The sequence below is a fragment of the Nocardia canadensis genome, assembly GCF_032656385.1.
In the GTDB taxonomy this organism is placed as follows: Bacteria; Actinomycetota; Actinomycetes; order Mycobacteriales; family Mycobacteriaceae; genus Nocardia; species Nocardia canadensis.
On the sequence record NZ_JAVCWB010000008.1, the window covers coordinates 36,450 to 57,842 of the forward strand.

At 60.2% G+C, this 21,393-nt stretch carries 21 protein-coding genes and 1 pseudogene; 17 read left to right on the top strand and 5 right to left on the bottom strand.

The window, feature by feature from the left end:
- Positions 1 to 159 precede the first annotated feature (159 nt).
- Together Q7X29_RS13840 and Q7X29_RS13845 are read right to left on the bottom strand one after the other, a co-directional pair.
- On the bottom strand, positions 160 to 1,599 hold the full coding sequence (locus Q7X29_RS13840) for a flavin-containing monooxygenase (protein ID WP_378671433.1): 1,440 nt from the start codon (positions 1,597 to 1,599) through the stop codon (positions 160 to 162).
- A 62-nt stretch (positions 1,600 to 1,661) separates the two neighbouring features.
- On the bottom strand, positions 1,662 to 2,591 hold the full coding sequence (locus tag Q7X29_RS13845; protein ID WP_022565911.1) for a ferritin family protein: 930 nt from the start codon (positions 2,589 to 2,591) through the stop codon (positions 1,662 to 1,664).
- Between the two features lie 1,002 nt (positions 2,592 to 3,593).
- On the opposite strand from Q7X29_RS13845, the gene Q7X29_RS13850 reads away from it, so the two are divergent.
- The 15 genes from Q7X29_RS13850 to Q7X29_RS13915 all read left to right on the top strand — a co-directional run bounded on the left by Q7X29_RS13850 (position 3,594) and on the right by Q7X29_RS13915 (position 18,244).
- Positions 3,594 to 4,238: a TetR/AcrR family transcriptional regulator gene (locus Q7X29_RS13850; RefSeq protein ID WP_022565909.1), complete on the top strand. Its 645-nt coding sequence runs from the start codon at positions 3,594 to 3,596 to the stop codon at positions 4,236 to 4,238.
- 96 nt (positions 4,239 to 4,334) lie between these two features.
- Complete coding sequence (locus Q7X29_RS13855) at positions 4,335 to 5,018, top strand: TetR/AcrR family transcriptional regulator (RefSeq protein ID WP_081723035.1); 684 nt, start codon at positions 4,335 to 4,337, stop codon at positions 5,016 to 5,018.
- A gap of 61 nt (positions 5,019 to 5,079) precedes the next feature.
- Positions 5,080 to 5,520, top strand: coding sequence for a PaaI family thioesterase (locus Q7X29_RS13860; protein ID WP_030204326.1), 441 nt, complete (start codon positions 5,080 to 5,082; stop codon positions 5,518 to 5,520).
- Positions 5,521 to 5,537: 17 nt separating this feature from the next.
- Entirely contained in the window at positions 5,538 to 6,407 is an 870-nt protein-coding gene (locus tag Q7X29_RS13865) for an alpha/beta fold hydrolase (RefSeq protein WP_022565907.1), read from the top strand.
- Between the two features lie 466 nt (positions 6,408 to 6,873).
- On the top strand, positions 6,874 to 7,782 hold the full coding sequence (locus Q7X29_RS33060; RefSeq protein WP_378911994.1) for an IS3 family transposase: 909 nt from the start codon (positions 6,874 to 6,876) through the stop codon (positions 7,780 to 7,782).
- A gap of 1,013 nt (positions 7,783 to 8,795) precedes the next feature.
- The gene (locus Q7X29_RS13870; RefSeq protein WP_019050175.1) at positions 8,796 to 9,530 is read left to right on the top strand and encodes an ABC transporter permease; all 735 of its coding nucleotides are present in this window, start codon (positions 8,796 to 8,798) and stop codon (positions 9,528 to 9,530) included.
- Entirely contained in the window at positions 9,531 to 10,397 is an 867-nt protein-coding gene (locus Q7X29_RS13875) for an ABC transporter permease (RefSeq protein WP_022565903.1), read from the top strand.
- 66 nt (positions 10,398 to 10,463) lie between these two features.
- Positions 10,464 to 11,456, top strand: a complete 993-nt coding sequence (locus Q7X29_RS13880) for an MlaD family protein (RefSeq protein ID WP_022565902.1) — start codon at positions 10,464 to 10,466, stop codon at positions 11,454 to 11,456.
- Entirely contained in the window at positions 11,453 to 12,469 is a 1,017-nt protein-coding gene (locus tag Q7X29_RS13885) for an MCE family protein (protein ID WP_022565901.1), read from the top strand. Before Q7X29_RS13880 ends, Q7X29_RS13885 begins: the two co-directional genes overlap by 4 nt.
- A gap of 107 nt (positions 12,470 to 12,576) precedes the next feature.
- Positions 12,577 to 13,497, top strand: coding sequence for an MlaD family protein (locus Q7X29_RS13890; protein WP_019050177.1), 921 nt, complete (start codon positions 12,577 to 12,579; stop codon positions 13,495 to 13,497).
- Positions 13,498 to 13,607: 110 nt separating this feature from the next.
- Positions 13,608 to 14,603 (top strand): MlaD family protein, encoded by a 996-nt coding sequence (locus tag Q7X29_RS13895; protein WP_267890448.1) that lies wholly within the window; start codon positions 13,608 to 13,610, stop codon positions 14,601 to 14,603.
- Complete coding sequence (locus Q7X29_RS13900) at positions 14,603 to 15,691, top strand: MlaD family protein (protein ID WP_267890447.1); 1,089 nt, start codon at positions 14,603 to 14,605, stop codon at positions 15,689 to 15,691. Before Q7X29_RS13895 ends, Q7X29_RS13900 begins: the two co-directional genes overlap by 1 nt.
- Complete coding sequence (locus Q7X29_RS13905) at positions 15,688 to 16,644, top strand: MlaD family protein (protein WP_022565897.1); 957 nt, start codon at positions 15,688 to 15,690, stop codon at positions 16,642 to 16,644. The genes Q7X29_RS13900 and Q7X29_RS13905 overlap by 4 nt, the downstream gene beginning before the upstream one ends.
- A 30-nt stretch (positions 16,645 to 16,674) precedes the next feature.
- Entirely contained in the window at positions 16,675 to 17,307 is a 633-nt protein-coding gene (locus tag Q7X29_RS13910; protein WP_022565896.1) for a hypothetical protein, read from the top strand.
- A gap of 139 nt (positions 17,308 to 17,446) precedes the next feature.
- The gene (locus Q7X29_RS13915; RefSeq protein WP_067488063.1) at positions 17,447 to 18,244 is read left to right on the top strand and encodes an alpha/beta fold hydrolase; all 798 of its coding nucleotides are present in this window, start codon (positions 17,447 to 17,449) and stop codon (positions 18,242 to 18,244) included.
- 54 nt (positions 18,245 to 18,298) lie between these two features.
- Here Q7X29_RS13915 and Q7X29_RS13920 read toward each other — a convergent pair whose 3' ends face one another.
- The 3 genes and pseudogenes from Q7X29_RS13920 to Q7X29_RS13930 form a co-directional block, all read right to left on the bottom strand.
- Entirely contained in the window at positions 18,299 to 18,502 is a 204-nt protein-coding gene (locus tag Q7X29_RS13920; RefSeq protein WP_022565894.1) for a Rossmann-fold NAD(P)-binding domain-containing protein, read from the bottom strand.
- 274 nt (positions 18,503 to 18,776) lie between these two features.
- Positions 18,777 to 19,250 (bottom strand): Rossmann-fold NAD(P)-binding domain-containing protein, encoded by a 474-nt coding sequence (locus Q7X29_RS33065; protein ID WP_022565893.1) that lies wholly within the window; start codon positions 19,248 to 19,250, stop codon positions 18,777 to 18,779.
- A gap of 302 nt (positions 19,251 to 19,552) precedes the next feature.
- A pseudogene (locus Q7X29_RS13930) lies at positions 19,553 to 19,690 on the bottom strand (DoxX family protein); the annotation flags it as partial.
- A 117-nt stretch (positions 19,691 to 19,807) separates the two neighbouring features.
- Here Q7X29_RS13930 and Q7X29_RS13935 point away from each other — a divergent pair.
- Together Q7X29_RS13935 and Q7X29_RS13940 are read left to right on the top strand one after the other, a co-directional pair.
- Positions 19,808 to 20,401: an ImmA/IrrE family metallo-endopeptidase gene (locus Q7X29_RS13935; protein WP_022565892.1), complete on the top strand. Its 594-nt coding sequence runs from the start codon at positions 19,808 to 19,810 to the stop codon at positions 20,399 to 20,401.
- Between the two features lie 277 nt (positions 20,402 to 20,678).
- Positions 20,679 to 21,146, top strand: coding sequence for a hypothetical protein (locus tag Q7X29_RS13940; protein WP_019050185.1), 468 nt, complete (start codon positions 20,679 to 20,681; stop codon positions 21,144 to 21,146).
- Positions 21,147 to 21,393 lie beyond the last annotated feature (247 nt).

Sequence of the window (21,393 nt, forward strand, 5' to 3'; positions counted from 1 at the left end):
ATCACACCTAGTCCGAGGAAGATCCCAGCGGCCCGACCCCACCAATATCGGCGAACGGTGATCGATGGAACGCCGCATCGACATCCACTATCGATTCCTGAATGTCGGTGCCGCAGTATCAGACCGCGACGACTCAGCAACTGAACCTGACCGCAGCTCCTAGGGCACAGCGTGGTAGTCGGATAGGGCGAACTGAGTCATTTGGCTACGGAATTGTCGAGCCAAGCCCGGGAAAGCCGCGGGATTAAAACCATCTTCCCCGACAGGCCAAGTAACGCATCCAGAGTTCCAAGTCGTGCGAGCCAAGTGCCGTTGAACAACCGCGTTGAATCGGTCCTGCGCTGACTTTCGTACATCAATATATCGGAGCCCCCATCGCTCCAGCGTCCGCACCGACTCTACGATGTAATCTATCTGCGCCTCCAGATAGGCTAGGGCTGTGCAGAAATACGGACCGGAGTTCGGTCCGAAAGTGAAATGTAGGTTGGGATACCCAGAAAGATGTATGCTCTTGTACGCGTAAACTCCTTCGACCCATTCTTCCTGGAGGAGACGTGCGCCACAACCACGAACCGGGAATGGTACTCCAGCCTCGCCGGGTGCATCGAAAACGATCGTATCGAAGCGGCGCTCGACGCCATCAACCGTGAGGATTCCGTGCTCCGTAAGCCGAATGATCGGGAAGGTGAGGAGTCTGCAGTTGTCCCGATCTAGAGCCGGTAAGAAATCATTTGAGATGAGCAATCGCGGACGGCACGCCCGGTTGTCCGGTGCGAGCTGCCGTCGCGCCCATCTATCTTTGACCTGAAGCCTCAACTGGATTTTAGATACCTGTTCCAGCGCGGTGGTGAGACCTGTTGTTCGAACCAAACCGTATCCGATAGACTCGTACGCCCAGAAGTGGGCACTCCGGGCTAGATCCTCGGCCAGCGGTAGTTTCTCGAATAGCGAACGTCTCCACCCTGCCGTCCCGTACTGCGGGTGGGGAAGAACCCATCGCGGTGCACTCTGAAATACGGTGACGTGGCGGGCTCGGTCCACCAACTCCGGGATCATCTGGACTGCATTGGTGCCGGTACCGACGACTGCCACCGTCAGTCCGGTGACATCCATACCGGCGTCCCATCGGGTACCGTCTATCTTGTGGCCACGAAAGTCGTCGGCGCCCACGATCTCGCGCCTGCTTGCGTTCGAGAACGGCACAGTCGCCACCACGACCGAGCGGGCAGTGATGCTCTCCTCCTCGCCACTGCTGGTCGAGACACGCACATGCCAGGTCCCTCGAGCCTCGTCGAAGTCGAGTCCGTTTACGTTGTACCCGTAGCGAATCCGTCCATCGAGACCATGCCGGGTGATCACGCCGCGCATGTAGGCACGGACGTCTACGCCCGGCGTATACCTATGGCTCCAGGCGGGATCCCGTGTGAACCAGAACGACCGCAGTACTGACGGACGACCGCAGGATGCGTCCGGATGAACGCTGTCGCGCCACTCACCGCCGGGCTCAGGTGCGCGCTCGAGAACCACGACGTCCTCGATCCCCGCGCACCGTAATCGGATCGCGGTGCCGATTCCCGAGAACCCGGCACCTATGATCACGACTCGTGTGGGACCGGGAATTGTTTGCCCGGGGTCATCGTCTGTCGGCCGCCCCTCGTCGATCATGCTGCGGCCACCGGTTGGTAAGTGAGCTCGTTGATCCAGGAAGGAGTCGAACCGAGCCATTGTTTAGGGTAGTGCTCAGTGATCGTCAACAGGGCATTGCCGAGTAGTCGATGATAAGGGTGCGACTGGTCCATGACCATTTCACCGTAGTACTTGACGAGTTGGTAGATCGGATTGCGGCGGGTGGCGACGCTCCGGTCACCGATAATGCCGAACTTCCGAATCGCGTCGAAGAGCATCTGTTCGTCGAGTCCCATCGCGATGATGCTGTCGTGCATACGGGTCAGCAGGGGCAACCCGGTGAGGATGCCGATGAGTAGGGATGGGCGCAGCGCGGCGCCGGCGGCTTCGATCAGCAGTCGGTGTATCGGCCCCGCTCCAATCATGTCCAGCACATGGAAATCCACAGCTAGGTGACGGGACTCATCGGCATTGATCCGCTGAAAGACCTTGTGGCACAGGGGATCCTGGATCTCCTCAAGTAGGAACTTCAACAGTGCTCCGTCGAGTGCCACCTCGAGCATCGGAATCGCTGAGCCTAGTACGGACAGCGGCAGATCATCTGCGTAGCTGTCCAGCCATTCTATGGCTAGTCGGATATTGATATTCGGTTCTGGGATCTCGTCGTCATCGAGCATTCCCCAACGGCGCATGAGGGCCAGCTCGGCGTTTGCGTGCTTTTGTTCCTCGGCCTGGAAGTAGCGGTAGATCTCAGCTAGCGTACTGTCCTTGGTTTGACGGCCGAGCGCGACGAAGGCGCGCGAGCCGACCTGCTCGATCCAGACCAGATCGGACATGAATTGCTTGACCTGCGGGAGCTGCTCGGCCGTTATCGTGTCCGCGCCGGGCTCCCCCCAGTCGAAGTCGCCGAGTGCCCATTGGCGTTGTTTTATGATTTCCAAGGTGTGCGGCAAATCGATTGACATCGCTCTACTCCTTCGCAAATATGGACACAAAATCTTGGCCTGGTGTCCGGAGGCCGTGCATTTCGCAGCGGTAGCCGCTCACGTGTGGCATTGTCGGACAAAACTCTTGGAACTCGTTCCAGTAGACGAAAACGCTCGTCGCTGGCGCATGCTGGCCGTGAGTAATCCGGCGCCGGGCGAAGGCCGCGGCGCAGCGGGGTCTCCTGAAATCGCGGGCCCGTGCGCGCCATTTGCGTCCGTTAGCGAGGTCGAGGCCGGCGAGGGGGGAGGTGTCAGGCGATCGCAGCTGCGATTAGGCGTACGTCCTGGCCATGAATCGACGGGCAGAGGCCCCGCCTCGGGTACTCCGCGATGGCGATTTGAAAGCCCTCTAATCGCGTGGCGGACCACCGACAGGCCCGCCATCCATGGTCGTGCGCACCAGGAGAGCGACACCGTCGGGGCGTTCGGCGCACGACCGAGGGCACCGGGAAAGGCAGATCGTGCGGAGAGCTCAGACGTCAGTCTGCTGTGGGCGGGCAGTGAACAAGCCGCGAGCGTAGCGGCGTGAACGCAGGGGAGTGTAGGTCCGCAATGCTTGACACCGGGAGCGTGAACTGCGCCACCAAGTGAGCAAGCAGCCCCGAAACGCGTGCGCACAAGCGAGACCGCCGACGCCCACACCGCACTTCGGACACCGCTTCCAATGATGACTATTGCAAGGCCAGAGCACTCCCTCTCCGATAGGGCCAGTCCCGAGGCGACGACATCCGACGATGAGGACCCGCGCGTGTTGGTCCTCATCCATTCGTTCGTCGTCAGCCCGGACTTGCACCGGGGCGCCCCGTTGCGTACCACAGGAACGATGGTACTCACCTAGTATGATCGTTTCAATGCCCACGTCAGGGGTTTGAAAGTATGGCGTACGGAGGTTCATTGGGTGCATACTCAACGGTCGACCAACGACCCCTGCCCACATGACACCCGGCGACGTTGCCCGGCTCGAAGGATCCGATCACGACGATGAACTACACCAGGTTGCTTCTGAAGGCCATCGCGGTGATCCGGACGCCGTCGCCGTCTGGGACCTCGGAACGTATCCTCGACGCCGGGCTAAGGCAATTCGAAGTTGTCGGGATCAGCCGCACACGGATCGAAGACATCGCTCGTCGCGCACGGCTGGCACGTGTGACGCTGTACCGACACTTCCCGAGCAAGGGGCGCATTGTCGAGGCGGTGATTCTGCGAGAACTCGCCAGGTTCCTCGTTGAGTTGGAAGCAGAGGTGTCAAATCATCAGGATCTCGAGGAGAAGATCGTCGAAGGATTCGTTTTCACGCTGAAGGCAGTACGGGGGCACGCCCTGCTCAACAGGCTGTTGGAGACCGAGCCGGAGTCACTACTGCCGTTTCTCACGATCGAGGCAGGGGGTCTTGTCGCGACCGCGTCGAACTTTCTGGCCGACCAACTCGCGCAAGAAGTTGATGCTGCCCGCACGGATGTCGAACTTCACGTGGTTTCCGAGCTGACTGTCCGCGTGATCCTGTCGTTCGTGCTGACCCCATCGACCCGCATATCCCTCGATACCCCTGAGGGTGCGCGCCGATTCGCGCGCCGCCACCTCCTGCCTCAGCTGCGTGACGACTCAGTTGGCGGTAGCGCGACATAATGTCAGATCTGTATCGCTGCCCGGCCGCAGAGATGCGCACCGGTAGAGGACAGAGGGGGATGCGCTCCTCGACGAAGTAGCGGCATACTTGTTGTGGTGACGACGAAATCTGCACGTCGCGGCGCGCGATTCTCGGCCCTGGGTAGCACCCGGGATGCCCTACTTGATGCCGCAGAGTTCTGCTTCGAAGAGGTCGGATTCTCGGCGACGACGATGGAGGACATCGCTCGGCAGGCCGGCGTCTCTCGGGCCACGGTGTACCGGCACTTCGCGAACCGTGAATCGGTGGTCTCGGGCGTCGTCCTGCGGACGGCCGGCCGCTACCTCGACGGGATTGGCGGGCCACTCGCCGGACAGCCTGATCTCGCATCTGCCGTGCTGGTCTTCGTAGAGACCACTGTTCACGCCGCCAGCCGAGAGAAGTCGATTTCCGCTCTGTTCGTCAGCGATGATCGCCTCGCTGGAATCGGTCTGACAGAGTCCACATCGGTCGCCCTCTTCGAACTCGTCACCGAGTTCCTGCGACCGGTATTCACCCGTCACCGCGATGACCTGCAGCCGGGGATCTCAGTGGACGACGCCGCGGAGTGGATCCTGCGGACGATCCTCAGCCTGCTCACCGTGCGCGGTCCGAGACGACGCAGCCCTGCTGGCCTCCGTGCGTACCTTTGCCGCTGCCTCCTGCCTGCCATCGTCGTACCAGCGTCTACCGAATTGGATCGGCACCGCTGTCACGACGACGTGCAGATCGGCAATGCAGGTGACACAAATCTGCAGTAGTGTCACCTTGGGCAGTAGTGTCACCTTGGGGCAGGTCAACGCAGAGACGGAGGAGGCTCCGATGGAATTCCCGCAGTTCGACCCCCGAGTTGCTGGGCAGGTGCTCGGCGCAGCAACGGATGTGGGCGGCATCTCGGCTTATCTCGGATTTCGTCATGCCGAACTGAGCGCCGGTCGGTTGATCGCCGAGATGGAGGTGCGAGACGAGCTCCTTACCCCCTTCCGTACATTGCATGGTGGCTGCCTGTCAGCCATGGTCGACCATTGCCTGGGTGTTGTCTTTTATCCGGTGATCCCGACCGGCTGCTGGGTCGCGACAACCGAGTTCAAGATCAATCTTCTGCGGCCGGTCACGGCTGGCGTATGCATCGCCACGGCAGATGTCATTGCCCTGACCAGGCGATCGGGCGTCGCACGCATCGACATCACCAACGACGGCAGGCCAGTGTGCGCCGCTCAGGGAACGGTTACGATCGTCAGCGACGGGGGCGGCAGCTCGTGACGGATGGCATTATCGAGATGCAGGTACTGGCGCGTGACGGAATCACGCTGGCGGCCGACTACTATCCCCATGGTTCCAACCAGCAGGTTGTGATCCTGCTGCATGGAGGTGGGCAGAGTCGTCACGCCTGGACCACCTCAGCGCTCCGCCTGCGCGATCGCGGCTACACAGTAGTTGCATACGATGCACGTGGGCACGGCGACAGTGACTGGGCCCCCGACGGACGATACGACGTCGAGCACCTTGTCGATGACCTGCTCATAATGCGAGAACGATTCTGCACCGAGGACGCGCCCGCGGTCGTCGGAGCATCATTGGGCGGGATGACCGTTCTTGCCGCGCACCTGCTTGCGCCCCCCGAGTTGTGGGGAGCGGTGGTGCTGGTCGACGTGACCCCACGGATGGAGTTCGATGGCGCTCGACGCATCGTCTCGTTTATGTCCGCGCATCCTGACGGATTCGCGAACCTCGAAAACGCTGCCGACGTCATCGCGGCATACAACCCGCACCGCGAACGACCGGTGCGGCTTGAGGGCCTTTACAAGGTACTGCGGCAACGAGCCGACGGTCGATGGGTGTGGCGATGGGATCCCGCCTTCATCACGAGTCGTTTTCAGGCGTTGCAACAGGACGCGTCTGCCGGTGCCGAGCAATTCGACACACTTGTAGAATTGCTCGTCGCGGGTGCGGGTAGAGTCGTCGCGCCGACCCTGCTCGTGCGCGGTGCCCTGTCCGATCTGGTATCGCAGGAGACCGTTGCAGAATTCCTGGAAATTGTGCCGCACGCGGAGACGACCGATGTCTCCGGAACTGGCCATATGGTGGCAGGAGATGACAATGACGCATTCACGCAGGTTGTCACCGACTTCCTCGGACGCACCCTATAGGCCCGATCGCTTCCGGCGGTTGGATGCTGGTCATGGCGCCTTGCACGACACCATTGCCAAGGGAACGCCTGCTGACGGGCTGTTCTCTGATTGCAAGAAGGCACATCGCGACTTGCAAAGGCCAGGCGGCTGAAGGGTGAGAGGCCCATCAGCCGCATATGACGCCGGCCAGAGATAGCGGGAGAGGCGCGGACTTGAGGTCGCTAGCGATGGCCAACTGGCGATAGTGCGCGGCCTGGGCAGCATTGCATGTGCTCTCCGTTCGTCCTGCTTGTGCTGGCACCAGCCTTGCCCCTTTGAGCCAGTTCGGGCAGTTTGGAGACCAATCTCAACCGTGTCACAGAATGACGCCGGGCCGTCGGCAAACCGTCACGGGTTGAGGACCGCCTTGGGCTGTCTAGGAATTCTGTCCGCTGAGTTGTGAGTTTCCAACCGTTCGATGGACGGATCTCCGCTCATGCCGATGATGTACTCCCCACAATTCCGTGAAAGCGCTGTCGCTCTGGTCGTCGATAAAGGACGCAGGGTCGCCGATGTCGCCCGTGATCTGGAGTCACCGAGCCACGCTGTAGCGGTGGAACACCAGGCCCGCGGTGAGGCCCCCGGGACATCCATGGACGAATCGGCGCAACTGAGGGATGCGCTGAACAGGATCAAGCAACTCGAGGAGGAGCTGCGAGCGACTCGGGGTTGGCCGCGAAGGTTTTCGACGACCCACGCTCGGCTCAAAAGGCGGTCCCCGGCTGTCTCGACCTTGACCGGGCAAGGAATCAGCATCCGCACCACCAGCCGTGTGCTCGGCGTGTCCGAGCGCGGCTACCGCCATCACCGCAACCGATCACCCAGCCAACGCCGACTGCGCCACGAGATGCTCGCCGAAACGATCCGGGCTATCCATCTGGCCTCCCGTGGCCGCTACGGCGTGCACCGCATGCACGCCGAGCTCACTATCGGCATGGGTATCGAGGTTGGCTCTGGACAGGTGCGCTCGATCATGAAACATCTTGGATCCAGGAGTCGTCGCAACGGCCGGACTATGAAGCGTCCATCAAAGCAGCCAAACGTTGGGCTGGTGTGTCGCAGTCGAGAATTTTTCTGTGGACGGCCGGTGAGTTCCTCGGCGACCTCGGTTCTGCCGCAGAGTACCATTGGTGTCTTTCGTTGCTGCCGCGCTGCCACAGTGCGCCGGGATCGGCGAAGAAGACGCGAATGTCGGTGGCCATGGGAAAGGGATCGGTGCTCGGCTGTCTCGGCATCCTGGTCCCAAGTCGCGGTGCGGTGGGGGGTCGCGGGTAGTTCGGTGACGGCGGCGATGAGGCTGTCGCGGACGACTTCGGCGGTCCGTTCGGCGCCGAGGTGTCCGAGGACGAGATAGCGCTTCAGAGTTTCTGGATCGAGGAGCCAGGAACCGGGCCGCTGCCGCGGGAGTTTCGCCTGACGTCGGCTATCGGTGGGTTCATCGGGCTGGAGGCTCGACGCCGCGTCCGACGCCACGGGTGTATATGCGGAGCAAGACGCGATGTTCGATACCTCGAGCTCTTCCGCAACCGGCAGCGGCGGCATAGCGGCATCGGAATGCTGACCTCGATGGAGTACGAGAACGCAACCATCGTGGCATGAGGTCCACGGCTCCGTGAAACCAGGGTAAGACCAGACCTAGAAGACCGGCCGAGACAGATTCCATCATGGCTGGCGGAAGCACTCGCGCCCGCATGAAGTTAACTGTAGTTTTGCTCATGCCATCTCGGTCACCTTGCGCGAGTGATGATGGGCCAGGTCTTCCCCGGACCGTTCTCCCGGCAGATTCTGCTGTGTATGCATGGAGACTGCTCGAAAATGGAGTTACGGGAAGGCTTCGAGACGGTCATGCGGCGATGAAGGGGCATATCGCGGTCGGCGAGACCGCGCTGATGGGTCTGGCGTGTCGGCGAGCTTGCATCCGGTGGAGGTCGCGAGCGACTCGAAATCCATCGCCAAGCGGCGATCGTCGGATCGGATCGCAAGTTAGCGGATCGATTGCTGTTACGCATCCGTTGGAGTCTGATGGTCTATTGACAGGGTGTGACCCAGGACGCATACTCGTACCTTGAGTATCTAGTACTTGCCGTAGCACACATGGAGGTGGCGTGGTCGTGATGGCGCACTTGGCCGCAACTCAGCAAGGCACAGCTTTCCGGCCAACACCAGCCGAGTGCGTCGGGTGCAAGATCGGCCGAACCGATGCGTTCTTTGCGCCCGCCGCCATCTCGGACAACGATGCGAGAGACGAGATGGGAATCTGCCGTGGTGCCTGCGCGTAGCGAGTTGTCGGCGTCGGCCCGAGTAATTCGTGAGAATTTATCCGGAACAGTGGTCTCTGGCCTCCGAACGTTTGGTCGGACTACGCGGATGGCGTATTCAGCCGCGATGGGTGCCGCGAGTGACATTGCCGGATTGAAGTTTCAATGGCGTGAGGCGCTGTATCAATCCTGGTACTTGATTACGGTTACCGCAATTCCGGCAATTCTAATGGCCGTGCCATTCGGGGTTATCGTCTCGGTTCAGGTCGGGAACCTGATCCATCAGATCGGCGCAGATTCGCTTCTCGGTGCAGCCGGCGGTTTGGGGGTAATAAAACAGGGCGCCCCCATGGCGACAGGATTGTTGCTGGGCGCGGCTGGCGCGGCCGCGATCGCGGCCGACTTGGGCGCCCGCAACATCCGTGAAGAGATCGACGCCATGCGAACGATGGGCATAAGTCCTATGCATCGCCTCGTGATTCCCCGGATGGTGGCGATGATTCTCGTTGCACCGATGCTCAATGTCTTGATCATCTTCGTAGGGGTCGTGGCGGGATATGCAGTCGCGGTCGGTCCTCAGGGGGTGACGCCCGGCAGCTATTGGGGAACCTTCGGATCCTTCACCGTAATGGCGGATATCGGCGTGTCGATTGTCAAGTCTGTGCTGTTCGGCTTCATCGTCGTGATGATCGCGTGCCAGCGGGGTCTTGAGGCCAAAGGTGGTCCACGTGGAGTAGCGGATGGCGTGAACGCGGCAGTTGTTCTCTCCGTCGTCTCTGTCGCTGTCGTGAATCTATTGGTCACTCAGTTGGTCTCAATGTTCCTTCCAACAAGGCTGGCATAGATGTCGGAGATGAAGTACACTCCCCCGCGGCTAGTGAAGGCCCGGCGAACTGCGGCGTCACTCGGGCACCGTGTCGTTCCGGTGGAGCCTCTAGGTTTCGTCCTCAATTTCATCTGGCAGGCATTGTCGGCGATACCGTTCACGCTCAAACGATATCGAGCGGAGACAATGCGCGCGATCACGGATATGACGTGGGGGCAAGGCTCGATCATCGTGGGCGGTGGAACGGTCCCGATGCTGGTGGTGCTGGGACTGGTCATCGGCGGCTCGGTCGGCGTCGAGTCATTCGCGACTCTAGACCTCATCAGTATGGGGCCGGTGTCAGGCATTGTCTCAGCCTTCGCCAACACCCGAGAGCTAGCGCCGATCGCGGCAGGAGTCGGATTCGCCGCACAAGCTGGGTGTCGTATAACCGCCCAAATCGGATCGATGCGGATCTCAGAGGAGATCGACGCCATCGAATCGCTTGGATTGCGATCGATTCCTTTCGTTGTAACGACCAGGATTGTTGCCGGCGCGGTGGCGATCGTTCCGACTTTTCTTATCGCGCTAATCCTCAGCTACGCGGCGTGCCGGACTGTGATCGTCCAGCTGCACGGCCAGGCCGCAGGTGTCTACGATCACTACTTCTATCAATTCATCAGCGGGTGGGATATCACTGCTGCTGTGATCAAAGTTCTGGTATTCGGGACGGCTGTCATCTTGATTCACAGTTATCAAGGGTTCTTCGCGACAGGCGGGCCGGAAGGCGTCGGAATTGCGTCCGGCCGTGCCGTCCGGGCAAGTTTTGTGGCGATCATCGGTCTAGACATGGTATTGACCATCCTCCTGTGGGGTGTCAACTCCGCGATCGAATTCACAGGGTGAGCGCCGATGTCTCGATATGAAATGCCGGGAGTATCGGCAACAAAGCGATCGTCGATTATTGTCGGTATGGTCGCCGTGCTGACGGCACTGTCAGTAGCGGCCGCTTGGACAGTTGGCAATGCGGCCCGCGGCGACAACCGAATGCTCGTGGTGTTGCGCACCGAGAAAATCGGAGACGGCGTCGGCGTGGGAACGCCGGTGCAGTTCGACGGTGTCGGCATCGGTGCCGTCACTGCCATCGGCTCAGGTGATGGGGCGAAACAGGTGACTTTGATGCTTGATCGAACAAACTCGAGCGGGCTCACCGACAGCCTTCTCGTAGACTACTCGCCGTCTAATCTCTTCGGTATCAGCGAGGTTGCGCTGAAACCGGGCGTTGGGGGCACACCCCTGCGAGACGGCGTTGTTATCGACCTGACGGGTCCTCGATCTGACAGGCAGCGAGATGCGACCATGGGTGTACTGATTCGGACAGTCGCGGAGACCACGGGAAGCCTCCTTACCCCGGAACTCACCGACGTGCTGGTGCGGGTTGCTACAGCGGCCCGCCAATTCACGCCACTGATGGAGGCGATTGTGGTATCCGGTCGGAACGTCGCTGAGACACGCTCTGTGCCGGTCTCGGCATTGCTGGAACAGTACGGCTCGATGCTTGTCGGCAGCGCATCGATGATCGACGGCACGGTAGGCCTGATATATCGACTCACCACCATCGAGATTCTGAATAACCAACGCGAACTATTCGACGCCACAGTCAGTGTTGTAGGCCAACGCTTCTTCCCCGCCCTCGCGGGAACGCTATTCACGGCGCAGGCGCATCTGTCAGAATACGCGGCAATGCTCACGCCGATTCTTGCAAGTGGCAGTCGAATGGTTTCGACGCCTGGTGTTTCGAGCATGCAGCTCTCCGAGATACTGTCGCGGCTGGATCGGTCGTTCACGTCGACGCCTAGTGGCCCGGTACTGAGTATCAAACTGATTCTCGATCTAGTTCCCGCGATTGCGGCGTCATCGCCGGAAACGTTGGTTCCGACACCGTATTTCGGGGGTGGTCGATGAACAGGCATGGCAGCCTATTGGTGGTAGTCGCGAAGCTCGCGGTTTCTGTAGTCGTGATCGCAGTGCTGCTCGCAGCAATCGCGCAGACTGTACAACGCCCGGTCTCAGGAGGGACTAAGCAGTTCTCATCGGAGTTCGTCGATGCGAACGGTCTCAAGTCCGGAGACGATGTTCGGATGAACGGTGTCCGCATAGGTAAAGTGCTTTCGATCTCACTTGAGGATGGTCGCGCAATCGTCACGTTCATGGTCGAACGCGATCGGCATTTATACGAGAACACCGTCCTAGCTATACGATATCAGAGTCTGGTGGGCCAGCGTTACGTCGACGTTCAACAATCATCGCCAGTCACTGCGGAGTTGGCGGCAGGCAGTAGGATCGGGGCTTCCAGAACCATCCCGTCATTCGACATCACAGCTCTATTCAACGGGCTGGAACCGGTTCTGAGCGAGTTGTCACCAGCAGCAGTAAATAAGTTCGCTACTAATATGATCGCCGCTATAGAAGGAGACGGCTCGGGTATCGGTTCGGTTCTCGACTCTATCCAGACCTTGTCCAGCTATACGATGGACCGACAGGCAGTGATTACCGCGTTGGTGGCTAATCTGAAAAAGATATCTGACCATCTCGGCGGTCGATCCTCACATCTGGTGCAGCTTGTTTCGGAGCTGTCGGTGGTTGTCTCCACGCTACGTAGCAAGGTGGATGGAATCGTCGAATTCGCTCTTATGGCTCCAGACGTGATCGCGCCGCTGAACAGCCTCCTCGACGCGATTGGGTTGACTCCTGGTAGCAATCCGGACGCCGATACACTGCTGCGGACGATATTTCCAGATCCTCAACAGGCAGTCGAAGTACTCCGAAAACTGCCAGCGATGCTCCAGACCCTGAATAGTTGGATCCCGTCCGATAGTCCTGTCGTGAACCGAAACTGTTCGAACGGGAACGTCGACAGCCCGGATCCTTTCCAGGTGATGATCACGGGACAAAGGATATCGATATGCAAAGGATGATAGCCAAACTAGTCAGCATTATCGGGAGATTCGCTGGCTGGGCGCCAACGGCTGCCTCATCACGTGACTCGCGGGAATTGCGATGGGGCGCCCTCGGAGCATTCCTGATGGGTGTCGCGTTGCTAGCGAGCGTTTTGGTGTACGTGGTGCCATTCGGCAAGTCGACGTACTGGGCCGAGATGTCGGAACTCGGGTCCATAAAGGTCGGCGATGACGTCCGTATCGCCGGTGTTCCGGTCGGCGCCGTGAAATCGATTGAGCTGCGTCGAAAGGACGTCCGCGTGAGCTTTACGATTGACGATGATATTTTCATAGGCGATCAGACAAGTCTCGACGTCCGAATGTTGACTCTGATCGGTGGGCACTATCTCGCCTTGACATCAGCAGGGACTTCATCGCTTCGCGCCCCGATACCTTCTGACAGGGTGCATCTCCCGTACAGCCTCGGTCGGACCTTTCAGGACGCAGCACAGCCGATCGCGGATATTGAGGGCGATACCTTACGGCAGAACTTGACTAACATGAACCGCGCGATCGTTTCCGGGCCGGCAGGGATCCAGCGAGCAGTCGATGCGTTCACATCGCTCGTCGAAATTCTCGACCGTCAGAGTCGGGACGTGTCGGAAACGCTTGCGATGGCCGACGAGTACATCAGTGCAATCAATAACTCGAAGGCGATCCTCGGGGAACTGATCGCAAGTGTCAACCTTATGGAGACGGTGGGGCTCGGCAAAAAGGCTGAGATTTTCGAGGCAGTCCGGTTGATGGAACAGCTTCTGTCTCGGATCGCAGCACTCGAGCCGGTGTACCGGTCAAGGCTGGATTCCATCGCCCGAAGTCTGGCCGAGGTCATACCCGAACTGAACCGTCTAGGCGAAGGTATGGGGCAGATCATCACAAGCACTCGGGACTTGATGTCGAGACTGCAGCCCGTCGCTTCCTCAGAAGATGGCATCGTTATTGACCAGTCTGCATCGGTTGTCGTTGCGCAGTCGTTTTGTATTCCCGTCCCTGGAAAGGACTGCTAAGGATGAATAGGATTCTGGCCTCCCGCGGCCTCATATCCCTCCTCGGCGTCGGGGCTATATGCACGATATTGGTTGCTGGGTATTTCGCGGTACTCAATCCTCCGAAGACGATGCGGCACTACTGCGCAACCATGCCGGACGCAATTGGACTGTACACCGGAAACCACGTCACCATTCGTGGCGTCAGAGTTGGCACGGTGACGCACATCGAACCTCGTGGCGAAGCGGTGCAGGTTGATTTCGAGGTGGACGCCAACCATACGCCGCGTGGTGAGGTATCGGCCACTACCCTTTCAGACACCATCGTTGCTGATCGCTCCTTGGCTATTCTCGACAACAGTGAATCCGATGCTGAATGGGATCCCCGAAAGTGCATTTCCCGTACTTTGACTCCGAAAAGCATGACACAGACACTCGATGCGTTGGGTGCCCTCGCAGCAGAAATCGACAATGGGAGTGATCCGGCACAGCGCGGGCAGCTATCCGAGGAAATCGCCGCACTCGACAGCTCGTTGTCCGGCACAGGTCCGAAAATGAATGAAATAATCCGTACACTCGACCGGGCGCTCGGCTCGTCCAACGCTGCCGCCGGACACCTCGGAGCCCTCATAGATTCGCTGCACAGCTTGATGAATAGTGTCGCGCGTGGATGGGGAGATATCGAATCCATGATCACCCGTCTGGCGCCGGGGCTGGCGGTGATCGACCACGGAATCTTCGCGCGAACAGTCTCGATCATCGACTCATTGCGAATTATCGTGCCATGGCTGAACGAAATCACCACTATGTTTGGTGACCAAATCCTCCAAGGTCTCGATGCGACAGTTCCCCTCGCGCGCCTCGCCAGCGCGAATATCGGTACAATGAGGGACATTGTCGACATGGCGCCCCCGCTGCTGCAAGCCTTCGGGGACGTAACCGACGCGCACAGCGGTCGACCCGTTCTGACGTATGCAACCCCTAGGGTGGCCATGCCCCAAGCTGATGCTGACCGAATATGTGCCGCGATCGGCCTGGTCGCACAGGGCCGTTGCGATACTGCTGAGGACGGTTTGACGAATGTTTCTCTGATTCCCTTGGTGCTCGGAATGGCGGGTGCGCGATGATGAATCTGCGAGTAGACGCGGTGGCCATTTCTTCCCGGACCCGCCGGACGCAATTCGTGACCGCGGCCGCTGTGGCACTTGTATGCCTTGTCCCCGGCTGCGGATTCGATCCAGCTTCGATTCCTGTCCCTGGGACTGGGATATCGGGGGCCCGCTATAGTATCCGAATCGAGTTCGCCAATACGCTAAACCTGCCGTCACAAGCACGAGTGACGGTCGACGGTCTGCGTGCCGGAATTGTCCGCGACGTTGCGGTGATCGATGCCGGGAAAGATAACGACGGGTATGTCGTGGTCGACGTGGAAATAATCGAATCGGTGCGGTTGCCTGTTGGAACTACGGCTGAGCTCCGCCAGCCGACCATTCTGGGTGACGTCTCCATAGCGTTGATCACCCCGGAGGCCGGCGGAGGTGGCCTCATCGCGCCGGGCTCCACAATCGATCGAGGACAAACTAAGCCGTTGCTTCAGGTTGAGGACACCATGAACGTCTTGGCGACCTTTGTCCAAGGGGGTGGAATACAGCAGGCTCAGGAGATCATCAACCGCGTGAACTCGGTGCTTCCGGCGGATACACGGGAGACTGCCTCGATCTCGGAAGTGCTGGGTGCCGATATCGAAGACTTGGCACAGCACCTGGATGCTATCGACGGCTTACTGGGTGGACTGCGGGCCAGTACCGATGCTGTCCTGAGCCGAACACCCGAATTGGAGTATCTGCTGACAGATTCTGGAGTGGATCAGGCGGCTGCGTCGATGACGTCGATGATCGGTTTGATCACACTGTATGATGGATTCACGCTACTGACAGATTCCCTCCGATGGATCGGTCCGCTGGCGCAGTCAGGCGACGCGGCTGCCCGTGCTTTTATACCACTCCTTTTCACGTCCCGTCCGTTGGACCTCTCAGCCCCGTCGAACTTGAACAAGATCATTGCGCTTTTGCGCGAAAAGGTCATTCCATTCGTGGAGCACGGACCGAAGGTTAATGTTGCCGGCCTTGAGACTGCCGAAGGCTCTCCCGGATCCGAAGCCGACCGGATCGCTGGAATTCTATCGGCATTGCGGATGATCGGAGCAGTGCGATGAAACTGAGTTCGGGACTATCCCTCGTTGCTATCATGTCGGTTTTGATTCTGGGCGTCGGTTATCTCACATTCGGTGTATTGCGAATAGATGTCTTCAGTGACTCGATCAACGTGACGTTGCGTGTTCCCCAGGCGGGAAGTCTGCTAGTGGGTTCACCGATACTCCTACGTGGTGTGAGGGTGGGAGAGATCGCGTCGATAGAGAAGGCTGAACGCGGTGTCGAAATGCAACTAGCCCTCGAGTCGAGATACCGAATTCCGGCAACAGGGACCGCGACAGTCGAAGACCTATCAGGTCTCGGTGAGCCTTATATCGAGTTCGTGCCGAAGAACGGCGCCGGTCCCTACCTAACCGATGGCCAGCGCCTCGACGCGGTGCAAGTAATACTGCCCCGTTCGATTCCAGACGTGGCGCAGACTGTTACGGGTCTGCTTGAACAACTGAATCCGCAGGCGATCAGCAACATCGTCAAGACGTTGGATCAAGCGCTGACGGGAACAGACACCGTTATGCCGAGGCTGGCAGCCTCGACGACACTGTTGTCGGAGACGATTCTGAGTAGGTCGCCCGCCATCCGCAGCATCCTCGTCGATCTACAGACGATGGGCGCGGACATGGCTTGGGCCGGGCCCGGGATGGCAGCCGCTGGTCCCTTGTGGGACGAGGCAGGAATGTGGGGTGCTCTCATCGCCGATTCCATCGCCCGGCTGGCCCGTATCGGCACCATGCCGGACGACTACTTGCAAGGCAACGGCGTCGTGCCTTTCCTCGGCGAGGTCACGGAATATCTCAGCCGCATTGGACCCGACTTGCAAGAATTGGCACCAGCCGTGCAACCGCTGGCGGACAGCGCGGCGATGTCCATGCCACAGATAGACATAAGCGATTTGATAGCACGTGCTCTCAGCGCGACTGGAGACAGTGCATTGAATGTGCGTATCGGCATCAAATAGGACCGAAACACGCTACCCGAGGAGATATTCATGCCCGTAGAAACCGCTGACAACATCGACGGCAGAGCGGAGACCGTATCTAGTAAGTTGGGTACGCCGGCAGAGTCGGTCGTAGCGAACAGGAACCGGTTTGGTCCGGGAAGAACGCTGTCGGTGGACTTGCGCTCGATCATTGTCGGAGCGATAGTGGTAACACTTGTCGTTGGGATGTCTGTTAGCTTTCTGTTGTGGCTCTCTACGAGGAATGAGCTGCGAGAAGCTGACTCCATTGCGTCCGCGGAAAAGAGGGCTGAAGAAGTAGCCTCCGAGTACGCTGTTGGCGCGTCCAATATTGATTATCAGAACTTCGATGGATGGGTACGTAATCTGAAATCGAATACTTCCCCCGCCCTAGCGAACAAGTTCGACCTCACTGCTCCGCAGCTCAAAGACATTGTACTTCCACTTAAGTGGACTTCGAACGCGACCCCAATCGCCGCGAGAGTGAAATCAGAAGACGCTGGTGTTTATGTTGTGAACGTCTTCTTGAGTGTGACATCGACCAGTGCGCAGACCCCGGAGGGCGCGCAAACAACTGTCACCTACACGGTGACGCTAGACAAGAACACGGATTGGAAGATCACGGATGTCGGCGGTGTTGACATGGCCCTTCCGGTCAAGTAGCCAGCGACACTGTCAGTAGTAGGGAACTGAAATTATGACCTCGAGATCTACGATCTTTGTGGCTCCCCGAAAATACATGCTTGAGCGGGACTCTGGGCCTGCTTTGCATATCGCCGAGTGGGGATCGACGAGCCCGAGAGTGACAATCATCCTGGCACACGGGCTGGCGCTTTCTCATGGGAGTTGGGAAGACGTCGCACAACTCGTCGTCACGGCGGATCCCACCGTGCGTGTACTCGCCTATGACCATCGAGGACACGGGCAGTCGCAATCTGCTCCAGCGAGCCTGGAGCTTCTCGCCGACGATCTCGCTGCAGTCATCTCCGCATATGCACCCGTCGGCCCGATCGTGCTCGGCGGTCATTCCATGGGCGGAATGACATTGATGGCGCTGGCCGAACGCGACAGCATGGTGCTCGAAGCGCGAGTCGTCGGTGTCGCGTTCGTGGCGACTGGAGCCGGAGATATCCTCGGACGACTGATGCGCCGCGGGTTCTGGTCATGGTTGGTATCGCTGGCGTTGACTGTGGCACCGCTTCTCGTGATCCCTTCCCGGCCGCTGCTCATCGTGCGACAGCTGACACGTGCCGTCTTGTTCGGGTACCGCCCATTCCGCCACGACCTGAACCGAGCGGTAGGGCAGCTGGCGAGCAGCAATCCTCGCAGCGTCGCACAGCTGGCTCGTTCGATCCTGTCCCATGATCGGTACTCGGCACTGGATCGATTCGACTGTCGTGTCGTCGTATTCGCAGGTTCGCGCGATCTGTTGACTCCCGTTTATCACGCTCGTGCGATACACCGTCGCGTACCAAAGAGCGGCCTGGTCATCTTCCCGAACTCCGGGCACTTTCTACCCTATGAACGCCGCGGTGAGATTGCGGCCCACCTACTGGGATTGACAATGCCAATGGCGTACTCGGACAGCGACGTTGCATAGCGGCATCGGAGGCTCGAGTTCGTCGTAGGCCCAGGCGGTGTCGCCGGACAGCTCTTAGGTCTTGTCCTCATGCCCCTCGGTGGTGACCACAACGGCGATGGCTTCGGTCAGATCCCGGCGCGACGCCGAGGCGACCACACCGTCGCCGGTGCTCGACAGCGGCACACCGGTCTCGCGAACGGTGGGGATGTCGCGGCCGTAGTTCTCGCTGTACCGGCCGTTGCGCAGGATCGTGTACGACACCCCGCTGGCACGCACGCGTCTTCGGTGGGCAGGTGCATGGCCGCGGTCGACAGCGCGGTGTCGTCGGCGTTGAGGCCGCTGGTGTAGATGATCCGCGCGGCACCGGCTTTCGCGACGGCAGCGATCTCCTCGGTGTGCTGGCGGTCGCGGTTGGCCAGGTCGGTGCCCGAGACCAGCACGAACATATTCACCGGCGTAATGGTGGTGGGGTCATCGTAGTCGATGACCGCGGTGTGCACCCCTCGGGCGGCGTGGTCAATGATCTTGGCCAGGTCGCGGGCACCGGCGATCACCTCGGCGGGGTCGGTGCTGCGGTCGAGGACGGCTTCGACGGCTGCTCGGCCGAGGTGACCGGAGGTAACGGTGATGACGATGGACACAGGTCTCCGTTCAGGTTTCGACGGTGGTCAGTTGCTGATGGCGCCTGCGCGATGCAGGTAGCGGCTCTCGCCGATCTGATCGGCGGTGAAGGCGGCGATGCCGGCGCGGGTGATCGCGAAGCCGAGCTTGTCGGTGCCGAAGAACCTGACCGGATATGGCCCTTCGGTGCACAGTCCTTGGGGGCGATGAACCGCACGATCGTCCAATCCAGCCCCGAGGACATGATCTGGTTCGACATGCCGGTGATCTCCTCGTAGGCGCGGGGCATGAACGTGCGCGGCATGAACTCGATCAACCGGGTGATCAAGGTCGGGGACCCCTGCGGGTCCAGTACCGCAGGAGTGGCGTGGCCGACGAAGCGGCCCACACCGTGACGCTTCATCGCCGCCAGGATGTGGCTGGTGCCCTCGATCAGCGGGGTCCCGGTTGGCTTTGCGGTCCATGCTCGGGCCCAACGCGCTGATCACTGCATCGGCACAACATACTGCGTCCTCGATCGCGCCGCATTGGAAACCTCGCCGACCACGACTTTCACTTGCTCACCCCAGCGAGAGGGGATCTTGGCGGGTTGTGGGCGTAAGCGGTCACGGTGTGCCCGGCCGCGAGCAGCCGGTCCACCATCAGCGAACCGGTGGCCCGAAAACGGTGACATTCATACGAGTCCTCCTTCGGGAATCGGGGTGGTCAGGAGGCGTAGGGGCCGAAACGTCCCCAAGTGACGAACACCGCGGCTGCCAGCAGGGCCAGGTTGAACACGATCGCGGCGGGCTCCTTCCAGCGCGCGTGGGCCACCATTGCCAGCGTCATGATCACCGCGAGGCCGACTGCGGCGCTGAGACGTCGATGCCTTCAGCTTCTACCGTCGCAATGCTCCGTTCGTTTTCTCGACACCACCGCCGAGCGGCTACGGTTCGATGCACCTCACGAGCTCGGGCACCTATGTATTCACTGCACTCATGCTGTGCGCACGGGCGCGAGGCGGAAGCTGCGGCGAATCAGTTCGCCAGCGCGCTGCTCATGCCTCGCAATGATGTTCTGGCGGTGGGTCTGCGAAACCCGAGCGTGGCGCAGATCATCCGTGCGAAGGCTCGATGGAACGTCTCCGCGACAGCGCTGGCGAACCGGCTGCATGCGCTGGGTTTGATGACTGACTGGACATATCGCGCAGCGTTGGTGGAGTTGAGCAAGCGTGGATTCCGCTCCGCGGAGCCAGGCTCGGCGCTTGTACATGAATCGTCACAGGTGCTGGATAGAGTGCTCGCCGGGCTGCGTGGGCAAGGGATGACGGTGCGCGACATTGCCAAGGAGTTCGGTCTCACTCCCCAAGGGGTGACCGAGTACCTGTTCGGACTGACGATGACCCAGCACGAGGGAAACGGGTCGCGGACGGTCGCGGATGGATCGCCTCGCCCGCGCCTCACTGTCGTGCGAGATTACGTATCTGCTGGGTACACCGTGAGAACCTTCGTGCTGAGGGCCGTGCGCACAGCGGAATCTCTCCGATTTCTCGGCGTGCGCACGGGGCGGGTGTAGATGCGCACGGCCAGCTGCACTGTGTGCGCGGCTGAACGGGGCGTGCGCACGGTCTCGATCCTGGGTGTCAGCGTGCGCACGCGCCCACAGCGGCGGCGTACAGAAGCAGTCGAAGTGGAACGGGTGAACCAATCGTGCGAGACATGGCTGTCGCTCCGGTTCTCGACGTCGGCGCGCCGAGTCTGGCCAGCGCCGTCCTCGTCGAGCCTTCAGCTGGCGCTGATCTGTCGGTGGCCATGGCTATCGTTGTGCAAGCTCACCGACTAGGAGGTACAACGTGACTTCTGCCGACCTGAATACCTGGGCCAACAACTTCTCTGCACTTCGCGACATGCTCGACAACTACGAGAGCGAAGCGGCAAGGATCAACCCCAACTCTCCGAACCAAGGCACGAGCCAGCTCGTTGCCTTCCAGTATGGCACCTGCCTCTCCATGCTGGATCTCGCTCCGTGGCAGCAGAAGCCCGCCTGGCTCGACGCCGTGGAGTTCGGGCCGACCGCAGGCAACGAGCATAAGCTGCTCGCCTCCCGCTACGTACTCGAAGCGACTTTGAATCACGTCGACAACGTGCCGCTTGAGCAAGCGCGCACCGCTTTGCGTAACTCGGCTGACCGGCTCGAACAATTCGCTACTCGGTGGGCTGAGGGAGGGGTCGATTCCGCTGAGCTCGACGCGATTGCCACCGAGCGCCGCGCCCTCGCCAGTCGCGCCAAGAAAGCGGCTGCGGCCGTTAGCCAGCAGTAGTCCCACGGGGCAGGCCCGGGCGAGAGCGTCAAATCGCGTGGGCCCCGACCCCTGCGGGAAGAACGTCTACGCCTGACTGGTTGTACGCCGCGCCCTGGGTGTCGTCGTCGCAAGAACGCGACGGATCGGACCGTACCGGGCACGATGTCCCGCGTAGGGACTGATGCTTCGCTCGCGAAGAGCAACCGAAGGCGCCCTCCAAGGGAGCCTTCGGCGTATTCAGGACTGTCCTTGACAGGCTCGGGAA